This window comes from Bradyrhizobium sp. HKCCYLR20261 (assembly GCF_051168435.1).
In the GTDB taxonomy this organism is placed as follows: Bacteria; Pseudomonadota; Alphaproteobacteria; order Rhizobiales; family Xanthobacteraceae; genus Bradyrhizobium.
The window spans coordinates 42,547-58,429 of the sequence record NZ_JBNPUZ010000012.1; the positions used below are offsets into that span (position 1 = coordinate 42,547).

The following is a 15,883-nucleotide window of genomic DNA, read 5'->3' on the forward strand; positions in this document are numbered from 1 at the left end:
GCTCGCTTGCGAGGCGACCCACCGGATAAAGGAAGCCGCCGGGCTAGGCAAGCAAGAACGGGCCCCCGGAGCACACAACAGCGCCACCAAGCCTTTGATAAGCCCCAAAATTTCAAGCCACCCCGGCCGTGGCCCGGATGCCCGGCCCGGCGCTTCTGGCGGCGTCCTGGTCCTGGCAGCCGGATTGAGCACTGCAACGGCGGCGAATCTACGATCGAATGCCGCAAACCCTGCACATCGGCGATTTCTCAACGTCTCGCGATGTCCCGGGATCGACAACCTCAATGAGCGTTCAGGCCAAGCCACCACTCCAAGCCGGCCGGGCGCCATGCCCGCGGGCGGCGGACATTGCGGCAGGTCAACCGCCCGGCGGGCCGTCGTGCAAAGGAGGCGCGATGCCAAGGACCTCATCAGCCATAACGGCCGACGCGCGTGACCACTGAAACGACCTCCGGCCTGCATCAGTTCTGGCGTCTTGCGCCCCCGCAGGCCGCCCAAGCGCTGGACTGCGACCTCAACGGCCTCGGCGACTCCAGCGCCGCGGAGCGGCTGCAGCGCTACGGCCGCAATACCGACTCGCCGTCACACATCGTAGGTCCCCTGCGCGCTGTCCTGCGCCGGCTACTCGAGCCGCTGTCGCTGATCCTGCTCGTCGCGGGCATCATCTCGATGGCGACCGGCGACGTGATCGGCGGCGCGATCATCGTGCTGATCCTGACGCTGTCGATCGGACTCGATACCGTTCAGGAAGGACATGCCGTGAGGGCCGCCGAGGAGCTCCGGCGCTCGGTGGCCTTGACGGCCGAGGTCAGGCGCGACGGGGCCTATCGCGAGATCGACGTCGACCTGGTCGTGCCCGGCGACGTCCTGCGCGTGCGCGCCGGCGACATCGTTCCTGCCGATGCGTTGATCATCGAGAGCAAGGCCTTCACGGCCGGCGAGGCCGCGCTCACGGGCGAGCCCTACCCCGTGACCAAGCAGGCTGCCCTTCCGACCGATGCAGACGACACGTCGAATGCGCTGTTCCGGGGCTCGGTGGCACAGACCGGCGAGGCCACGGCCCTCGTCATCAATACCGGCGCGAACACGATGTTCGGCGCAGCCGCATCGGCTCTGGCGGAAGCGCAGAGGCGCACGCCGTTCGAGCGCGACCTGCATGAGTTCGGCCTGGTCATCGCGCGGCTGACGCTGGCGCTCGTGGTCATCGTGCTCGCGGTGCGCGTCGTGTTCGGGCGTGACGTGCTCGACTCCTTGTTGTTCTCGGTGGCGCTCGCGGTCGGACTGACGCCGGAACTGCTGCCGATGATCACGACAGTGACCTTGTCACGCGGCGCGCTGCGCATGGCCAAGCGAAAGGTGATCGTGAAACGGCTCGCGGCCATTCACGATCTCGGCGCGATGTCCGTGCTGTGCACCGACAAGACGGGAACGTTGACGTCCGCCGAGATCACGCTCGCGCGCAGCATCGCGCCCGATGGACGCGACGATCCGCGCGCGGCGGAGCTCGGCGCCATCGCCGCAGCGCTGGGAGGCGATCGCGGCGCGCTCGATACGGCGCTGATCGCAGGCGCCGATCATGCCGCGGCGGGCTGGATCCTGGGCGGGCAGCAGACCTTCGACTTCTCGCGCCGGCTTGGCTCGGTGCTGGCCATCAAAGGACTGGATCAGCTCCTGATCGTGAAAGGTGCGCCGGAAGCTGTGATCGAGCTCTGTACCCAGCGGCGGCAAGGCAGCACGATCGCGGCGATCGACGAGGATGCTCGCGCCGAGATGCGCGCGCGCGTTCACGCGCTGGCGCAGGACGGCTTGCGCACGGTCGCGATCGCCTCGAAGCCGTGGAGCGGCGCGCCGCGCGAGATCGAGACCGAGGATGAGAAGGACCTGATCTTCGAGGGCCTGTGCGCCTTCGCCGATCCGCCCAAGCCGACGGCGGCAGCCGCGATCGCTCAATTGGCGCGCGCCGGCATCGCGCTGAAGATCCTCTCCGGCGACGATCCTGTCGTGGTCAAGCGGCTTGCGGGTCTGGTCGGATTAAAGGCCGACCGCGTGCTGTCCGGCAACGATATTGCCCAGCTCAGCGACGATGCGCTGGCGGTGCAGGTCCGTTCGGCCGACGCCTTCGGCCGGCTCGCGCCCGATCAGAAATCGCGCATCGTCAAGGCGCTGCAGGCCTCGGGCGAGGTGGTGGGGTTCCTCGGCGACGGCATTAATGATGCGCCGGCGCTGAAGGTCGCGGACATCGGGCTGTCCGTCGATGGCGCCACCGGTGTGGCGCAATCCGCGGCCGACATGATCCTGCTGGCCTCCGATCTCGAGGTCGTCGCCGATGGCGTCGAGGAAGGACGGCGCACCTTTGCCAACATCCTGAAATACGTGCGGATGGGCGCGAGCTCGAACTTCGGCAACATGCTGTCGATGGCGGTCGCTTCGATCATGCTGCCGTTCCTGCCCATGCTGCCGACGCAGATCCTGCTCAACAACCTGCTCTATGATCTGTCCGAGCTCGGTATCCCCTTCGATCGCGTCAGCCCGCAAGCGACCGCACGACCGCAGCGCTGGGACATGAAACGGCTATTGCGTTTCGCAGCGATCATGGGACCGCTCTCGTCGCTGTTCGATTTCCTCACCTTCGGCGCCCTGCTCTATCTTTTCCACGCGACGCCGGACGAGTTCCGGACCGCCTGGTTCCTGGAGTCGATGGCGACGCAGATCCTCGTGATCTTCATCATCCGCACCAATGGACGGCCGTGGAGCAACCGCGCCGATCCGATGCTGACGGCCTCGTCGCTGATCGCGTTGGCCGCCGCGCTCATCATCCCGTTCACGCCGATCGGCGCCTGGTTCGGCTTCGTGGCGCCGCCCGTGCCGTTGCTGGCCACGATTGCCGCGCTCGTCGTCGCCTATCTGATCAGCGCGGAACGACTCAAGGCGTTCGCGATCCAAGGCGATCCTCGGAACCCTCATCGCCGCGCGAGGCCCCGATGACGGTCATCATTGCATAGTCGCGATGCATCTGCCCTCTTGATAGGCAGCACCAATTGGTGTCTGTCGACCGGGCCGGGGAGGAAACCGCGGCCCGGACACACCGGGTCGAATGCCGCGGCGCACCGAACCGGGTCTAACACCGCTGATGTCCGCCGCCGATCCCCCAGCATCCGCCGCGCCCGCGCGGGCCTGGATCGCGAACCAGCCCTATGTGCTGCTCAGCATCACCGCGCTGTGCTGGGCCGGCAATTCGATCGTCGGCCGGCTCGCTGCCGGCCACATCCCGCCGGTGACCTTGTCGTTCCTGCGCTGGTCGCTGGCGTTCCTGCTGATCCTGCCGCTCGCCTGGAAACAGTTGCGCCAGGACTGGCCGGCGATCCGCTCCAAGCTCGGCATCATGATCGCGCTGTCGGTGACGGGCATCGGCGCCTTCAACACGCTGCAATATTGGTCGCTCGAATACACCCAGGCGCTCAACACGCTGCTGCTGCAATCCGCGGGACCGCTGATCGTAGCGGTGTGGTCGATGCTGCTGCTGCGCGTCCACCTGACACTGGCGCAGGCGATCGGCATCGTGCTGTCGCTCGTCGGCGTGCTGCTGATCCTGACGCGCGGCCATCCCACCGCGCTCGCCAGCATCAGCTTCAACAAGGGCGACCTGATCTTCCTGCTGGCGATGGCGGTGTTCGGATTCTATTCGGTGCTGACGATCAAGCGTCCGCAGATCCACGGCCTGTCGATGGTCGCCTTCACCTTCGGCTGCGGCGCGGCCAGCCTGATCCCACTCTTGATCTGGGAGCTCAATGCCCGCCCGGTGATGGCATTCGATACGCAGAATTTGTTGTCGCTGCTCTACGTCGCGATCTTCCCCTCGACCATCGCCTATCTCTGCTTCAATCGCGGCGTACTGCTGATTGGCGCCAACCGTGCCGCGCCATTCTTTCACGTAGTTCCGGTGTTCGGCTCGATCATGGCGTTCGTCTTCCTCAGCGAGCAGCCGCAGATCTTTCATTTGATCGGCTTCGTCCTGGTGCTCGGCGGTGTCTACGTCGCCTCGCGCAAGCAGGCGACCTGAGGCATTGCCGGAGGCGCGCTATCCGATGGCCTTGAGCGCCATGGCGATGGTCATCAGCGAGACGAAGCCGATCAGCACGATCCGCAGCCGCTCGGGCGAAACGCGGGTCGCGAGCCGCGCGCCGAGATCGGTGCCGGCGGCCAGTCCGACGATCACGGCGACTAAGGTGGGCCAGGACGGCAAGGCACCGTGCTGCCAATAGATCCAGGCTGACGGAATCGTCGTCGGCACCAGCGTCAGCGCCAGGCTGATCATCTGCGCGCGGTGCTGCGCCATGCCAAGGACCGCGCTCAAGCCGACGACTGTCGCCAGTCCGCCGCCGATGCCGAGAAAGCCGGACGACACACCCGCTGCGCTGCCGACCGCAAGCAGCGCAAATCCGCTCGGATCGACTGCGCAAACCGTGGTCTCGACGGCACCTCGCTTCGATGAGCGGCGCAGGAGCAGGACATCGAGCAGCAGCAGATAGATGACGTAGGCCCATCGCAGGATCGCCGACGCCGTGCCGTTGGCCAGGAGCGCGCCGATCGCACCGCCGAGGACAAATCCAAGCCCGAGCCACAGCAGCACGCGCAGCGGCGCCCGGCTGCCTTCGTCCCAATAGCGCTTGAGGCCGGCGGCACTGGTCGGCGGAACCTGCGCGACCAGCGAGAGTCCCTGCGCGACGTGCTGCTCGGCGCCGAGCAGCAGCACGGCGAAAACCACGAGACCGCCGCCGGGGCTGACGCCGAGCAGGCCGGACGTGAATCCGCCCACCAAGCCGGTGCCGAGGCCGCCCAGGAGATCGAGTTCGCTCATCATCTCGTCCTCCCGGGAGACTTCGGCAACGTCGCGGGCATCATCGTTTCGGCGCGAGCCCGGCCAGCAACACCTCGAAGCTGGCCAGCGCCTCGGCCGGCGAAAACGGCTCGCCCCACAGCCGCTGCAGCACGAAGCCCTGGAACATCGCGACCATGGTGCGTGCCATACTGCGCGGGTTGACCGCGCGGTCGATCACGCCGAGCCGCTGGCCGCGCTGCAGAAGCTCGGCGATGACCGCGATCGGCTTGCGGACGCCATCCACGACCTGATCGCGGACGGCATCGTCGCGCAGCGCCTCGGCCCAGAGCTGCAGGGCAATCCGTCGGCTGCGCAGCCCCTCCTCCTTCTGCATGTCCGCCAGCGAGGCGCGCGCGATCGCGCGCAGGCCTTCGAGCGGGTCCTGACTGTCGCGCGCGGCCGCGAGCAGCGCCGCATCGCGGGCATGGCGATGCTCACCGATCGCCTGGATCAGTTCCTCCTTGCTGGCGAAATGGCCGTAGATGCCGCCGGCACTGAGGCCGGACTCGGCGATCACGTCGGCAATCGTCGTCTGGTGGAAGCCCTGACGCGCGAAGCAGGCCGCTGCGGCGCGCAGGATTTCTTCGCGGCGGGCGGCCATCGTCGCCGGCTTCAGCTTCGGCATGCGCACCTCCTGGCCGAGCGACCAATCGCCTTCGAGCACAATCACCATACAAAACGAATATTCGTTTTGTAAAGAGGGGACGTTCTGCCGCCTTTCGGCATGGCGGCAATCCGCCGGGCGCTCTTGTCTCCGCCGCGCTTTCGGGCACAACTCGGCCCGCGCAACAGAAGCCGAATCCTTGCCCGCCCCATCCCAGTCCACATCGCCGGTCGCCTGGCTCAACAACCAGCCTTATCTGCTGCTCACGCTGGCCTCGCTGTTCTGGGCGGGCAACATCGTGCTGGCGCGCTATGTCGCCGGCCACGTGCCGCCGCTGACCTTGTCGTGCATTCGTTGGATCGGAACCTTCCTGATGCTATGGCCGTTCGCGCGGGAGCATCTGGCGAAGGACTGGCGTACCCTGCTCGCGCATTGGCCGCTGATCCTGCTGTTCGCGCTCACCGGCTTTGCGATCAACAACGCGCTGTCCTACTGGGCGATGCAATATACTCAGGCGCTCAACGGGCTGCTGATCCAATCGTCGACGCCGCTATTCGTGGCGCTGTGGTCGCTGCTGCTGTTCGGCGTGCGGCTGACCTGGGGGCAACTCGCGGGCATCGCGATGTCGCTTGTCGGCGTGCTGGTGATCCTGCTGCGTGGCGATCTCGGTGCGCTCGCGGGCATCCAATTCAATCGGGGTGACCTGATGTTCGCCGGCGCGCTCTGGGTGTTCGGGCTCTACTCGGCGGCCATGACCCGCAAGCCCGCCGTGCACCAGTTGTCGCTGATCTCATCCTGCACGGCGGCCGGCGCCGTGCTGCTGCTGCCGCTCGCGGCCTGGGAGTACAGCTCTGGATTCGTGCTGAGGCTGGACTTGCTCTCCATGCTGACGCTCGGCTACGTGATCGTGTTCGCCTCGACGCTCGCCTATCTGTTCTTCAATCGCGGCATCAGCCTGATCGGACCGAACCGCGCCGCACCGTTCCTGCATCTGGTGCCACTGTTCGGCTCGGTGCTGGCGATCCTGCTGCTCGGCGAAGAGTTGAAGCTGTTCCATCTCGCGGGCTACGCGCTGGTCATCGTCGGTGTGATCATTGCTTCGCGCGTGCCGCTCAAGCAGCCCCGCACCGCCGGAGAGGCGCCCAAGAACTAAGCGTGCGGCAACACGCCCCAGGGCGAACAGCGCGCATCATCCGGCTGTCATGGAACTGTCAACGGAGCGTCAGGGCGCCTGTTCAGAACCACGCGTGGTTCAAGCTCAGGAGGCTTTCCATGCATCGATTTTTTCTGACCACCGTGGCCGCTCTGGCCCTCAGCACCGGCGCCGCGCTCGCCCAGGGCGAAGGCGAATTCCCCGCCAAGCTCGCTGGCCACGCCGTGCTGCCAGCCGAGTCCTTCATCGACGCGCCCGCCGACGCTCCGGACGATCTCAAGACCTCCGGCAAATACACCACTGGCAAGCGCGTCGAGGCGATCGGCAGCGTGATGGGCAAGTCTTATGAGCGGCCGACCGGCGTATCGCTGCCGTTCAAGGGACAGCCGCTGCAGGGGCATTCCGGCATCAAGACTATGGCCGACGGCACGTTCTGGGTGCTGACCGACAACGGCATGGGCTCGCGCTACAACTCGCCGGATTCGATGCTCTATCTCAATCATCACAAGATCGACTGGGCCGCCGGCAAGGTGGAGCGGCTCGAGACCATCTTCCTGCACGATCCCGACAGGAAGGTGCCGTTCCGCATCGTCCACGAGAATACGGCCAAGCGCTATCTGACCGGTGCCGATTTCGACACCGAGGGCTTCCAGATCATCGGCGATCACATCTGGATCGGCGACGAGTTCGGCCCCTACCTTATCAAGGCGGACAAGAGCGGCAAGGTGCTCGCCGTATTCGAGACGGTTGCTGACGGCAAGCCGGTGCGCTCGCCCGACCATTGGGCGGTCCAGTCCCCCGGCGCGCCCGGCGCGAGCTACACCAACGTCAATCTGCGGCGCTCGAAGGGCTATGAGGGCTTCGCGGCATCCACCGACGGCAAGTTCATCTATGGCCTGCTGGAAGGGCCGCTGTGGGACGCCGAGAAGAAGGATTGGGAGAAGGTCGACGGCAAGGAAGCCTCGCGCATCCTCGAATTCGACGTCGCCGCGGAAAAGTTCACTGGCCGCTATTGGCAATATGTGTTCGAGCAGAACGGCAACGCAATCGGCGACTTCAACATGATCGACCCGACACAGGGCCTGATCATCGAGCGTGACAATGGCGAGGGCACCGCTGACAAGGCCTGCCCGCAGGGCACCCGCGGCGACAACTGCTTCCCTGACCTGGCCAAGTTCAAGCGCGTCTACAAGATCGAGCTGTCGGACGCCAATGTCGGCAAGCCGGTCCGCAAGATCGCCTATATCGACCTGATGAAGATCAGGGATCCGGACAAGAAGGCGCGCAAGCCGCTGAATGACGGCGTGCTCGCCTTCCCGTTCTTCACGATCGAGAATGTCGATCGCGTCGACGACACCCACATCATCGTCGGCAACGACAACAACCTGCCGTTCTCGTCGAGCCGCGATCCCAACAAGGCCGACGACAACGAGTTCGTGCTGCTCGAGGTGGGCGACTTCCTGAAGGCGAAGTAAACGCCTCACCATCGTGAGCGTCGCCGTTGTCCCCGAGGGCAACGGCGACGGTTCGATCAGGCCGTCCGCACCTTGGCCATGAAGCCGTCGACGGCCTGCTGCAGCAGGCCCGACTGGCTGTCGAGCTCGCGGGCACTCGACAGCACCTCGGACGCAGCGGTGCCGGTCGCTTCAGCGGCCTTGGTGACGCCACCGATATGCGCGCTGATCTCGTTGGAGCCGGCCGCGACCGACTGGATGTTGCGGGCGATCTCGCGCGTTGCATCGCCCTGCTGCGCGATCGAGGTCGAGATCGAGTTGGTGATCTCGCTCATCTGCGCGATCGTCTGGGTGATGCCGGTGATGGCCGCGACAGCATCCTGGGTCGAGGTCTGCATCGCCGCGACCTGCGCGGAGATCTCCTCGGTCGCCTTGGCCGTCTGGTTGGCCAGCGCCTTCACCTCGGAGGCGACGACCGCAAAGCCCTTGCCGGACTCGCCGGCGCGCGCCGCTTCGATCGTGGCGTTCAGCGCCAGCAGGTTGGTCTGCGCGGCGATCGAGTGGATCAGCTTGACGACCTCGCCGATCTTCTCGGCGCCGGTCGAGAGAACCTGCACCGTGGCATTGGTGCGCTCGGCATCGCCGACAGCCTTGCTCGCGATCTCGGTCGAGCGGGCGACCTGGCGCGAGATCTCGCTGACGGAGCTCGACAGCTCCTCCGCCGCGGCCGCGACCGTTCCGACGTTGTCGTTCGCGCTCTGGGTGGCGTTGCTGACGGTCGAGGCGCGGACGCTGGCGTCGCTCGCCGTGGCCGTCATCGACTGCGCGGTGTGCTGCATGCCCTCGGCCGCAGAGGCCACAGAGCGGACGATGCCGTTCACGCTGCGCTCGAAATCGGCCGCAAGGTTCTGCATCGCGGCGCGCCGCTCGGCTTCCGTCCGCTGCTTGGTCGCAGCCTCCGCCTGCTCGAGCTCGCGCATCCGCAGCGCGTTGTCCTTGAAGATCTGCACCGTGGCCGCCATGGCGCCGACCTCGTCGCCGCGGCCGACGCCGGGGATCTCGCCGTCGAGCCGGCCGTCGGCGATCTCCTGCATGCGGTTGCCGAGACGATTGAGCGGAATGCTGATGCTGCGGCTGATCAGCCAGGCGATGGCGCCGGCGATGACCGCGATGCCGGCGCAGGCCAGCCACATCATCCACTTCAACGGCTGCAGCTTGGCGTCGAGATCGTCGACATAGACGCCGGTGCCGACGAACATATTCCAGCCGGGGATCGCCATCGCGTAGGAGATCTTGCGGGTCGGCTGCTCCTGACCCGGGCGGAGATATTCGTAACGCAGCGTGACCTCGCCGTCTTTGGCAACGCCGTCGCGCAATTCGACGACGAGCTTGCGCCCGTTGAGCTCGAAGTCGATCACGTTCGAGCCGCGCTGCTTCATGTCCTGCGAGATCACGACGGTGCCGTCCATCGTGTAGGCGAACAGATAGCCCATGCCCTTGTCGAAGGTCATGCTCCGGCCGCGATTGACGAACTCGTCGAGCGCGGCTTCCTTCGTCATCTTGCCGGCGTCGACCTCCTTGATCAGGCCCAGCGCCATGTTACGCGCCGTCTCGACGATCGCCCGGCACTGCTCGATGCGGGCGTTGACCATCTCCCGATGCATCAGATTGGCGGCGAAGGTTCCGGCTGCGGCGAGGCCCAGGAGCGCGACGCCAACCACGATGGCGAGCTTGGGCGCAATCTTCATGTTATTCAGCAGCACGCAGCGAACTCCACCCTGATCATTGTCATCGTTTGTCAAGATTGACTGCCGATGAATTGAGCAGGGCATGGTTAGGGTTCGGTTGCGAACGGGCCCCGTAGAAACCCGGATCAGCTCGCGGCCGCGGCCTCCGGCGCAGGAATCGCAGAGGCTGCCGATCGCAGCGGCGCGAACTCCTCGGCGGTCAGCGTCTCCTTCGCGATCAGCAGCGTGACGCCACGTTCGAGGTCCTCGCGGTGGCCTTCGAGGATCGCGCGCGCACGGGCGCCGCCCTCCGCGATCAGGTCGCGCACGGCGAGATCGATCTCGCGCCCGGTCACCTCGGCCGCCGAGACGATCTGGTCCTGCGGCTGCAGGAACGACGCCTGCGGCCGCGGCGCGTAGGTGCGCTGGCCAACGGTCGCGTCCATGCCGTACTTCGTGACCATCTCGATGGCGATTTCGGTGGCGCGCTGCAGGTCGTCGGCGGCGCCGGTGGAAACGTCGCCGTCGAAGATCAACTGCTCCGAGGCCCGGCCGCCCATCAGCACGGCGATGCGGCTCTTAAGCTCGCTGACCGCGAGCAGGAAGCGGTCCTCGGTCGGCCGCTGCATGGTGTAGCCGAGCGCGCCGACGCCGCGCGGAATGATCGAGACCTTCTGCACCGGATCGACGCCGGCGAGATTGGCCGCGACCAGCGCATGCCCCATCTCGTGATAGGCGACGCGGCGGCGCTCGGCCGGGCTGAGCACGCGGCTCTTCTTCTCGATGCCGGCGACGATGCGTTCGATCGCGACGGTGAAATCGTCGAACGTCACCTCGTGCCCCTTGCGGCGCGTCGCGGCGATCGCGGCCTCGTTGATCAGGTTGGCGAGATCGGCGCCGGTGAAGCCTGCGGTGAGCGCCGCGACCTTGTCGAGATCGACATTGCCGGCCATCGTGATCTTGCGGACATGGACCTTGAGGATCGCGAGCCGTCCGCTTCGATCGGGCCGGTCGACCAGCACCTGGCGATCGAAGCGGCCGGCACGCAGCAGCGCGGGATCGAGGATCTCCGGACGGTTGGTGGCGGCGAGCAGGATCACGCCCGCGCTGGGATCAAAGCCGTCGAGCTCGGCCAGCAGTTGATTGAGCGTCTGCTCCTTCTCGTCATAGCCGCCGAACTGCGCTCCGGCAGAACGGCTGCGCCCGAGCGCATCGAGCTCATCGATGAAGATGATACAGGGCGCAGCCTTGCGCGCCTGCTCGAACAGATCACGCACGCGCGCCGCACCGACGCCGACGAACATCTCGACGAACTCGGAGCCCGAGATCGAGAAGAAGGCTACACCGGCCTCGCCCGCCACGGCGCGCGCAAGCAGCGTCTTGCCGGTGCCGGGCGGGCCGACGAGCAGGATCCCCTTCGGCACGTGCGCGCCGAGCCGGCCATAGCTCTTCGGGTCCTTCAGGAACTGCACGACCTCCTGCAGCTCAAACTTTGCCTCGTCGACGCCGGCGACATCGGCGAAGGTCACCTTGGTATCGGTCTCGACATAGACCTTGGCGCGCGACTTGCCGATCGACATCAGGCCGCCAAAGCCTTGCTTGTCCATGACCTTGCGGCCGAGAAAGACCCAGATCAGATAGAACATCAGCGCCGGCACGACCCAGGACAGCAAGGTCTGGATCACGCCGCCCGACGGAACACCGGTGACCGTGACGCCCTTGGCCGCCAGCTTCTCCGACAGAGACGGATCGACCCGCGCCGTGACGAAGGCTGTCTTGCCGTCCGCCTGCTTGTCCTTGAACTTGCCCTGGATGGTGTCCTGGCTGACCGACACTTCTGCGATCTTGCCGTCGACGACGAGTTGCTCGAACTGGCTGTACGGAATGGTCTCGACGGTGTTGTAGGTCGTGAGCAGCCATTGCAGCAGCAGCATGCCGACGCCGGCCAGGAAGATATAGCCGACGGCAATAGCCTGCTTGCGGGCGTTCGGATCGGATTCCATGTCGGGCACTCGCGTTGCAGCGCCACGGCGCGATCGAAGATGATCAATGCCGCGGGACCTGCAACAGCGTGTAACAAGCGCACCCCTCCCCGCGCTTGTTCTGGATCAAGTCCGGCCGACACGAAACGCGCGGCGGCTTGGCCGGATGCCGGCCGGCGCCGTCTCCGCTCCCGCGCTGGCGCGCGAGAGCATCATTCCAGATCGATCGGCTGGTAGACACCGGACCTGTCGAGCTGGGTGCCCCAGACCTTGTGCAGCGCCTGATGATCGCCGCGGCTCAGATTGAGCGGGGTGCCGAGTCCCATGTCGAGATTACGCGTGTTCTCCAGCGCCTCGACCAATCGCTCGGTGTCGAGCTGCGGCCCGCAGCGCTTCAGCGCATCGATCAGCAGGTTGGCGGCGATGTAGCCCTCGAGCGAGATGTAGTCCGGAACCTCGCCAGGCGCGACTTGCGCCAGCGCCGTCTTGAACTCGAGCACTGTGCTCGAATAGCCCGACACGGCCGGCACCGCCTGGGTCACGATGACGTTCTCGGTGAAGCGCGGACCCAGCAGCATCAACTCCTGCGCCAGCGCGGTCGCGCCGACGATCGACATGTTGGTGTAGATCATGCCGGGATAGAGATCGCGCGTCTTCTCGATGAACTTTGCCGCCGGGCGCGTCGTGCCGACCATTACGATGGCCTTGATCGGCACCTTCTGCGCCTTGAGCTGGTTGACCGCCTCGTCCATGTCGATCGAGTTGCGGGCGTAGAGCAGCCGCACGATCGCCTTGTCGTTGAGGCCGGCTGCGCGATAGGCCCTGGCGACGCCGGCAAAGCCCTGCTCGCCGAGATCGTCGTTCTGTCCGAACACCGCAATCTGATTCGGCCTGATCTTTCGCATCTTCAGGAGGTAGCGCACCGCGGCGTCGGCCTCCTCGACGAAGCTTGGCCGGTAGTTGAAGACGTAACGATCGGGCGGGTCGTGCCGCACCACGCTGCCGCCGGTGAACGGCGCGAAGAACAGCACCCTGCGTTCGAGCGCGAACGGCACGGCGACGGCTGCGGTCGGCGTGCCCAGATTGCCGACGAATCCGAACACCTGCTCCCGCTCCCAGAGCAGCTTCATCGCGTCCGGCGTTCGCGTCGGTTCGAAGCCGTCATCGGCCGCGATCAGCTTGAGCATCCGTCCATGAACGCCGCCGGCGGCGTTGACGCGCGCGAACGCGACCTCGATGCCGCGCTTGTAGCTCTGCCCGTTCTCCTTGGCGCTGCCGGTATACGGGATCACCATTCCGAAGCGGATTTCCTGATCCGTCACGCCGCGCACGCTGCCGGACGCGGCCGCGGATCTCATCGGGCTTGGCGCGGCAGCGGCCGCCGACGGCGCGACGGTCGCCGATACCGCCGCGGGCGGCGCGTTGACGCTACGCTCGAGCTCCGTCAACTGGCGCTCGACCAGCCTGCAGTCGGCCCGACCGCCGTTCACCGCAGCGCGACCTTCGGCGAGGTTGCGTTCGAAGTCCCGGGCCAGTTCGTTGAGCTCGTTCGGATTGGTCGAGGCTTCGCGGATCGCCTGTTGAAACTTGACCAGGATGATCTGAACGCGACGTGACGGGATGCTCGTGCAGGCTTGGGACGAACCAAGGATCGGACCGACACGGCCGGCAAGTTCGCGAACCAGGTTCACACTATCGGCCGCGACGGCCGCATTTGCACTTCCAGCCAGCATGACGGCGGACAGCGCCGCCCAACGATGCGAACGCCGCGCGATGCGCGAGGCGAAAGACGGATACTGCATCTGATAGACCGAAACCTCCGTTCAAGCGCGCCGATCCACACCCGCAGACCGGACGCAAGGGCGAGGCCAGTCGAGATGACCATCCTTGACGGTATTTCGGATATCGTCATGACGATTTGGAATGCGGAGAAACATCGGGACATCAGTTCGCCAGCGACGACGAATGATCGAGGGCGGCCATTCTGGCCGACGTCCCTTGCATCGTCGCAAGCGTATCGTCCCCAAGTCCCGCAGTCGCCACGCGTCGAACGCCCGTCCATCGCTACCTGCGTCCGTGTCTCACGCGCAGACACGGCTTGGCCGCGATCTACGACCGCTTTGCGTTCGGATGAGGGCAAGCTTCGGCGATTGAGGCGCAGCTGTGCTTGCCCGGACAAATTCCATCCGGGCAAGCGCTCATACTTCGGGTTTCAACACAGTCCGCATTCTGATCCTGAGTTGATAGGACATGCAGATCATGTGCAGAACGCTTGCCTTGCAGCTCGCGGCAAACGATGAACGTCGATGAGTTCTAACCTGCGGGACTCATCGTGATGGTCTTGTCCTTCGGCCAGCGGACGCGCCACGCGAACGAGATCTCCTTGGTCTCGCCGGGTCTGGCCTCGACGAGCCACTCGGTGACACCGCGCCGGTCGCGGACATTGGTCGCGGTCGGCGGCGTGGTTGACGGCAGCATCTCGACGGTGATCTCCTCGTTCTCGCTGACCGGCAGTTGATCGTGGATCGCGACCTTGACGGGGAAGTCATGCGCGTTACGGATCGTCGTCTTGAAAGCACGCTCGTCGATCTTCGCCGTGGTGACGATCAGTCCCGCCGCGCCTTCATTGCGCTTCACGACGCTGCGCTCGACCCTGACCTTGTCGTCGGCGCCGAAGCCGAGACGTACGGATTCGTCCTTGGCTGCCGAAACCAGCTTCGAATTGCCGACGAACATGCCATCGCGATAGATCGACACCTTGCCCGGCAAAAGCGGCGCATCCTCTGCCTGCGTGAAGCTGGCTTCGAGATAGGCCGTGGGATCAGCGACCGGCGCCGAGCGAATGATCAATTCGGGCGTGATCGTCGCCGTCGAGATGCGCAGGCTCTTGGCGCCCTCGTTGGTGCCGACGCTGACGCGGCCGGGAAGCCGGAAGGCGGTCTGGTAGGCGCCGATCTCGACCGCGGTCTCGCGCTCCTCGGCCTTCCTGGCAGGCTCCGGAGCTGCCGGTGCGGGCGCGAGCGCCTCCATGCTCCGGCGCTTGGCAACGTTGTCCGACATCGTGCCGAGTTGCGCCATCGGCGGCGCCGGCGGCGGCGGATATTGCGCGATCAGGGTCCGAAGCTCAGGCGCGCTGCCGCCGCGCCCCGTCCGCACAGTCGACACCGACAGCGTGACGTCAGACCAATCCTCGCCGGTGGTCTGCTGGATCTCGGCGCGACGCACCAGCTCGAGCACCGGCTTATGGTCCTTCGCCGAGGTATCGAGGCGGGCGTCGTAGAGCGGCACCCAGCGAGCGTGCCGCACGGCGTAGGTGACGCGCAGTTTCGCTTTCGTCGCCGCCGCGGCGGAGAGTTCGATCTGGACTTCCATCTTGCTCGGGGGCTTCGCGGCGCGATCGGCCTGCAATCGCGCGATCTCGCGGTCGAGCTCGCGCTGCTTGCGCTCGCTGTCGCGAATCGCCGCGTCTGCCTGCCCCACCTCTTCCGCCACGGCCGCAAAGGCGGTGCGCCATTCAGCGATCGGACGCGCCTCGCCCTTTTCGCCGAGCCCCGCGGGGGACGCTTCGGCAAAGCGCTCCGCGAACTTCTTGCGCGCAAGGGCGGCGGCGATGGCGCCGTCGAGATTGGCGCGCTCGTCCTTCAGCGCCTCGATTCGCTTGTCGATCTCGGGCAGGTTGACCGGCGGGGCGGCGCGCGGCGGCTTGGCATCGACGGTGCCGATCACGAGCTTCGCGCCGGCCTCACCTTCGACGCGCAGCGAGGACACATCGAGTCCGAGCGGAAAATCCTTGGCGATGGCCGTCGTCTCGCCAGCCGGGAGATCGAGCGAGATGAGCCGCGTGACGCTCGCGCCATCGGGATAGACAGTGACGGCATCGACGGAGGACGTCGCATCGAGATCGGCCGCGTAACCCGGGGCTGCGGCGAATGCCGCGCCCAGAACGAGTCCCGTGGCCATCAGACCCTTGTGTCGCATGGTCATCATTTTCTCCGCAGCCCAGCACCCTCGGGACCGGAACAGCCGGTCCTTCGTCGGGCGTTAGACGCGAGCAGAACGAGACCGGTTCAAACGCCATCCGGGC

At 66.1% G+C, this 15,883-nt stretch carries 10 protein-coding genes; 4 read left to right on the plus strand and 6 right to left on the minus strand.

Translation table 11 applies throughout. The features are described from left to right. Positions 1-432 precede the first annotated feature (432 nt). Both mgtA and ACQR1L_RS24395 read left to right on the plus strand, forming a co-directional pair. Positions 433-2,985, plus strand: coding sequence for a magnesium-translocating P-type ATPase (gene mgtA / locus ACQR1L_RS24390; RefSeq protein WP_434860465.1), 2,553 nt, complete (start codon positions 433-435; stop codon positions 2,983-2,985). A gap of 145 nt (positions 2,986-3,130) precedes the next feature. Beyond that, positions 3,131-4,060, plus strand: a complete 930-nt coding sequence (locus ACQR1L_RS24395; RefSeq protein ID WP_434860466.1) for a DMT family transporter — start codon at positions 3,131-3,133, stop codon at positions 4,058-4,060. Between the two features lie 18 nt (positions 4,061-4,078). Here ACQR1L_RS24395 and ACQR1L_RS24400 read toward each other — a convergent pair whose 3' ends face one another. Beyond that, entirely contained in the window at positions 4,079-4,858 is a 780-nt protein-coding gene (locus ACQR1L_RS24400) for a sulfite exporter TauE/SafE family protein (protein ID WP_434860585.1), read from the minus strand. Positions 4,859-4,898: 40 nt separating this feature from the next. Continuing rightward, positions 4,899-5,726, minus strand: coding sequence for a TetR/AcrR family transcriptional regulator (locus tag ACQR1L_RS24405; protein WP_434860467.1), 828 nt, complete (start codon positions 5,724-5,726; stop codon positions 4,899-4,901). Here ACQR1L_RS24405 and ACQR1L_RS24410 point away from each other — a divergent pair. Together ACQR1L_RS24410 and ACQR1L_RS24415 are read left to right on the plus strand one after the other, a co-directional pair. Next, on the plus strand, positions 5,683-6,636 hold the full coding sequence (locus ACQR1L_RS24410; RefSeq protein ID WP_434860468.1) for a DMT family transporter: 954 nt from the start codon (positions 5,683-5,685) through the stop codon (positions 6,634-6,636). The genes ACQR1L_RS24405 and ACQR1L_RS24410 overlap by 44 nt on opposite strands. A 119-nt stretch (positions 6,637-6,755) precedes the next feature. Beyond that, positions 6,756-8,111 carry an esterase-like activity of phytase family protein gene (locus ACQR1L_RS24415; RefSeq protein WP_434860469.1) on the plus strand — a complete coding sequence of 452 codons (1,356 nt, stop codon included), beginning with the start codon at positions 6,756-6,758 and terminating at the stop codon, positions 8,109-8,111. Between the two features lie 56 nt (positions 8,112-8,167). On the opposite strand, the gene ACQR1L_RS24420 is transcribed toward ACQR1L_RS24415, so the two are convergent. From ACQR1L_RS24420 to ACQR1L_RS24435, 4 genes are all read right to left on the minus strand, one after another. Then, positions 8,168-9,853: a methyl-accepting chemotaxis protein gene (locus tag ACQR1L_RS24420; protein WP_434860470.1), complete on the minus strand. Its 1,686-nt coding sequence runs from the start codon at positions 9,851-9,853 to the stop codon at positions 8,168-8,170. Positions 9,854-9,963: 110 nt separating this feature from the next. Then, the gene (ftsH, locus tag ACQR1L_RS24425; protein WP_434860471.1) at positions 9,964-11,820 is read right to left on the minus strand and encodes an ATP-dependent zinc metalloprotease FtsH; all 1,857 of its coding nucleotides are present in this window, start codon (positions 11,818-11,820) and stop codon (positions 9,964-9,966) included. A gap of 191 nt (positions 11,821-12,011) precedes the next feature. Further along, positions 12,012-13,601, minus strand: a complete 1,590-nt coding sequence (locus ACQR1L_RS24430) for an ABC transporter substrate-binding protein (RefSeq protein WP_434860472.1) — start codon at positions 13,599-13,601, stop codon at positions 12,012-12,014. 511 nt (positions 13,602-14,112) lie between these two features. After that, positions 14,113-15,777 (minus strand): mucoidy inhibitor MuiA family protein, encoded by a 1,665-nt coding sequence (locus ACQR1L_RS24435; RefSeq protein ID WP_434860586.1) that lies wholly within the window; start codon positions 15,775-15,777, stop codon positions 14,113-14,115. Between the last annotated feature and the right edge of the window lie 106 nt (positions 15,778-15,883).

Excerpts from the sequence above, each read along its gene's own strand:
- ACQR1L_RS24395 (WP_434860466.1), top strand. The coding sequence starts at position 3,131 with ATGTCCGCCGCCGATCCCCCAGCATCCGCCGCGCCCGCGCGGGCCTGG.
- ACQR1L_RS24400 (WP_434860585.1), bottom strand. The coding sequence starts at position 4,858 with ATGAGCGAACTCGATCTCCTGGGCGGCCTCGGCACCGGCTTGGTGGGC.
- ACQR1L_RS24415 (WP_434860469.1), top strand. The coding sequence starts at position 6,756 with ATGCATCGATTTTTTCTGACCACCGTGGCCGCTCTGGCCCTCAGCACC.
- ftsH (WP_434860471.1), bottom strand. The coding sequence starts at position 11,820 with ATGGAATCCGATCCGAACGCCCGCAAGCAGGCTATTGCCGTCGGCTAT.
- ACQR1L_RS24430 (WP_434860472.1), bottom strand. The coding sequence starts at position 13,601 with ATGCAGTATCCGTCTTTCGCCTCGCGCATCGCGCGGCGTTCGCATCGT.
- ACQR1L_RS24435 (WP_434860586.1), bottom strand. The coding sequence starts at position 15,777 with ATGCGACACAAGGGTCTGATGGCCACGGGACTCGTTCTGGGCGCGGCA.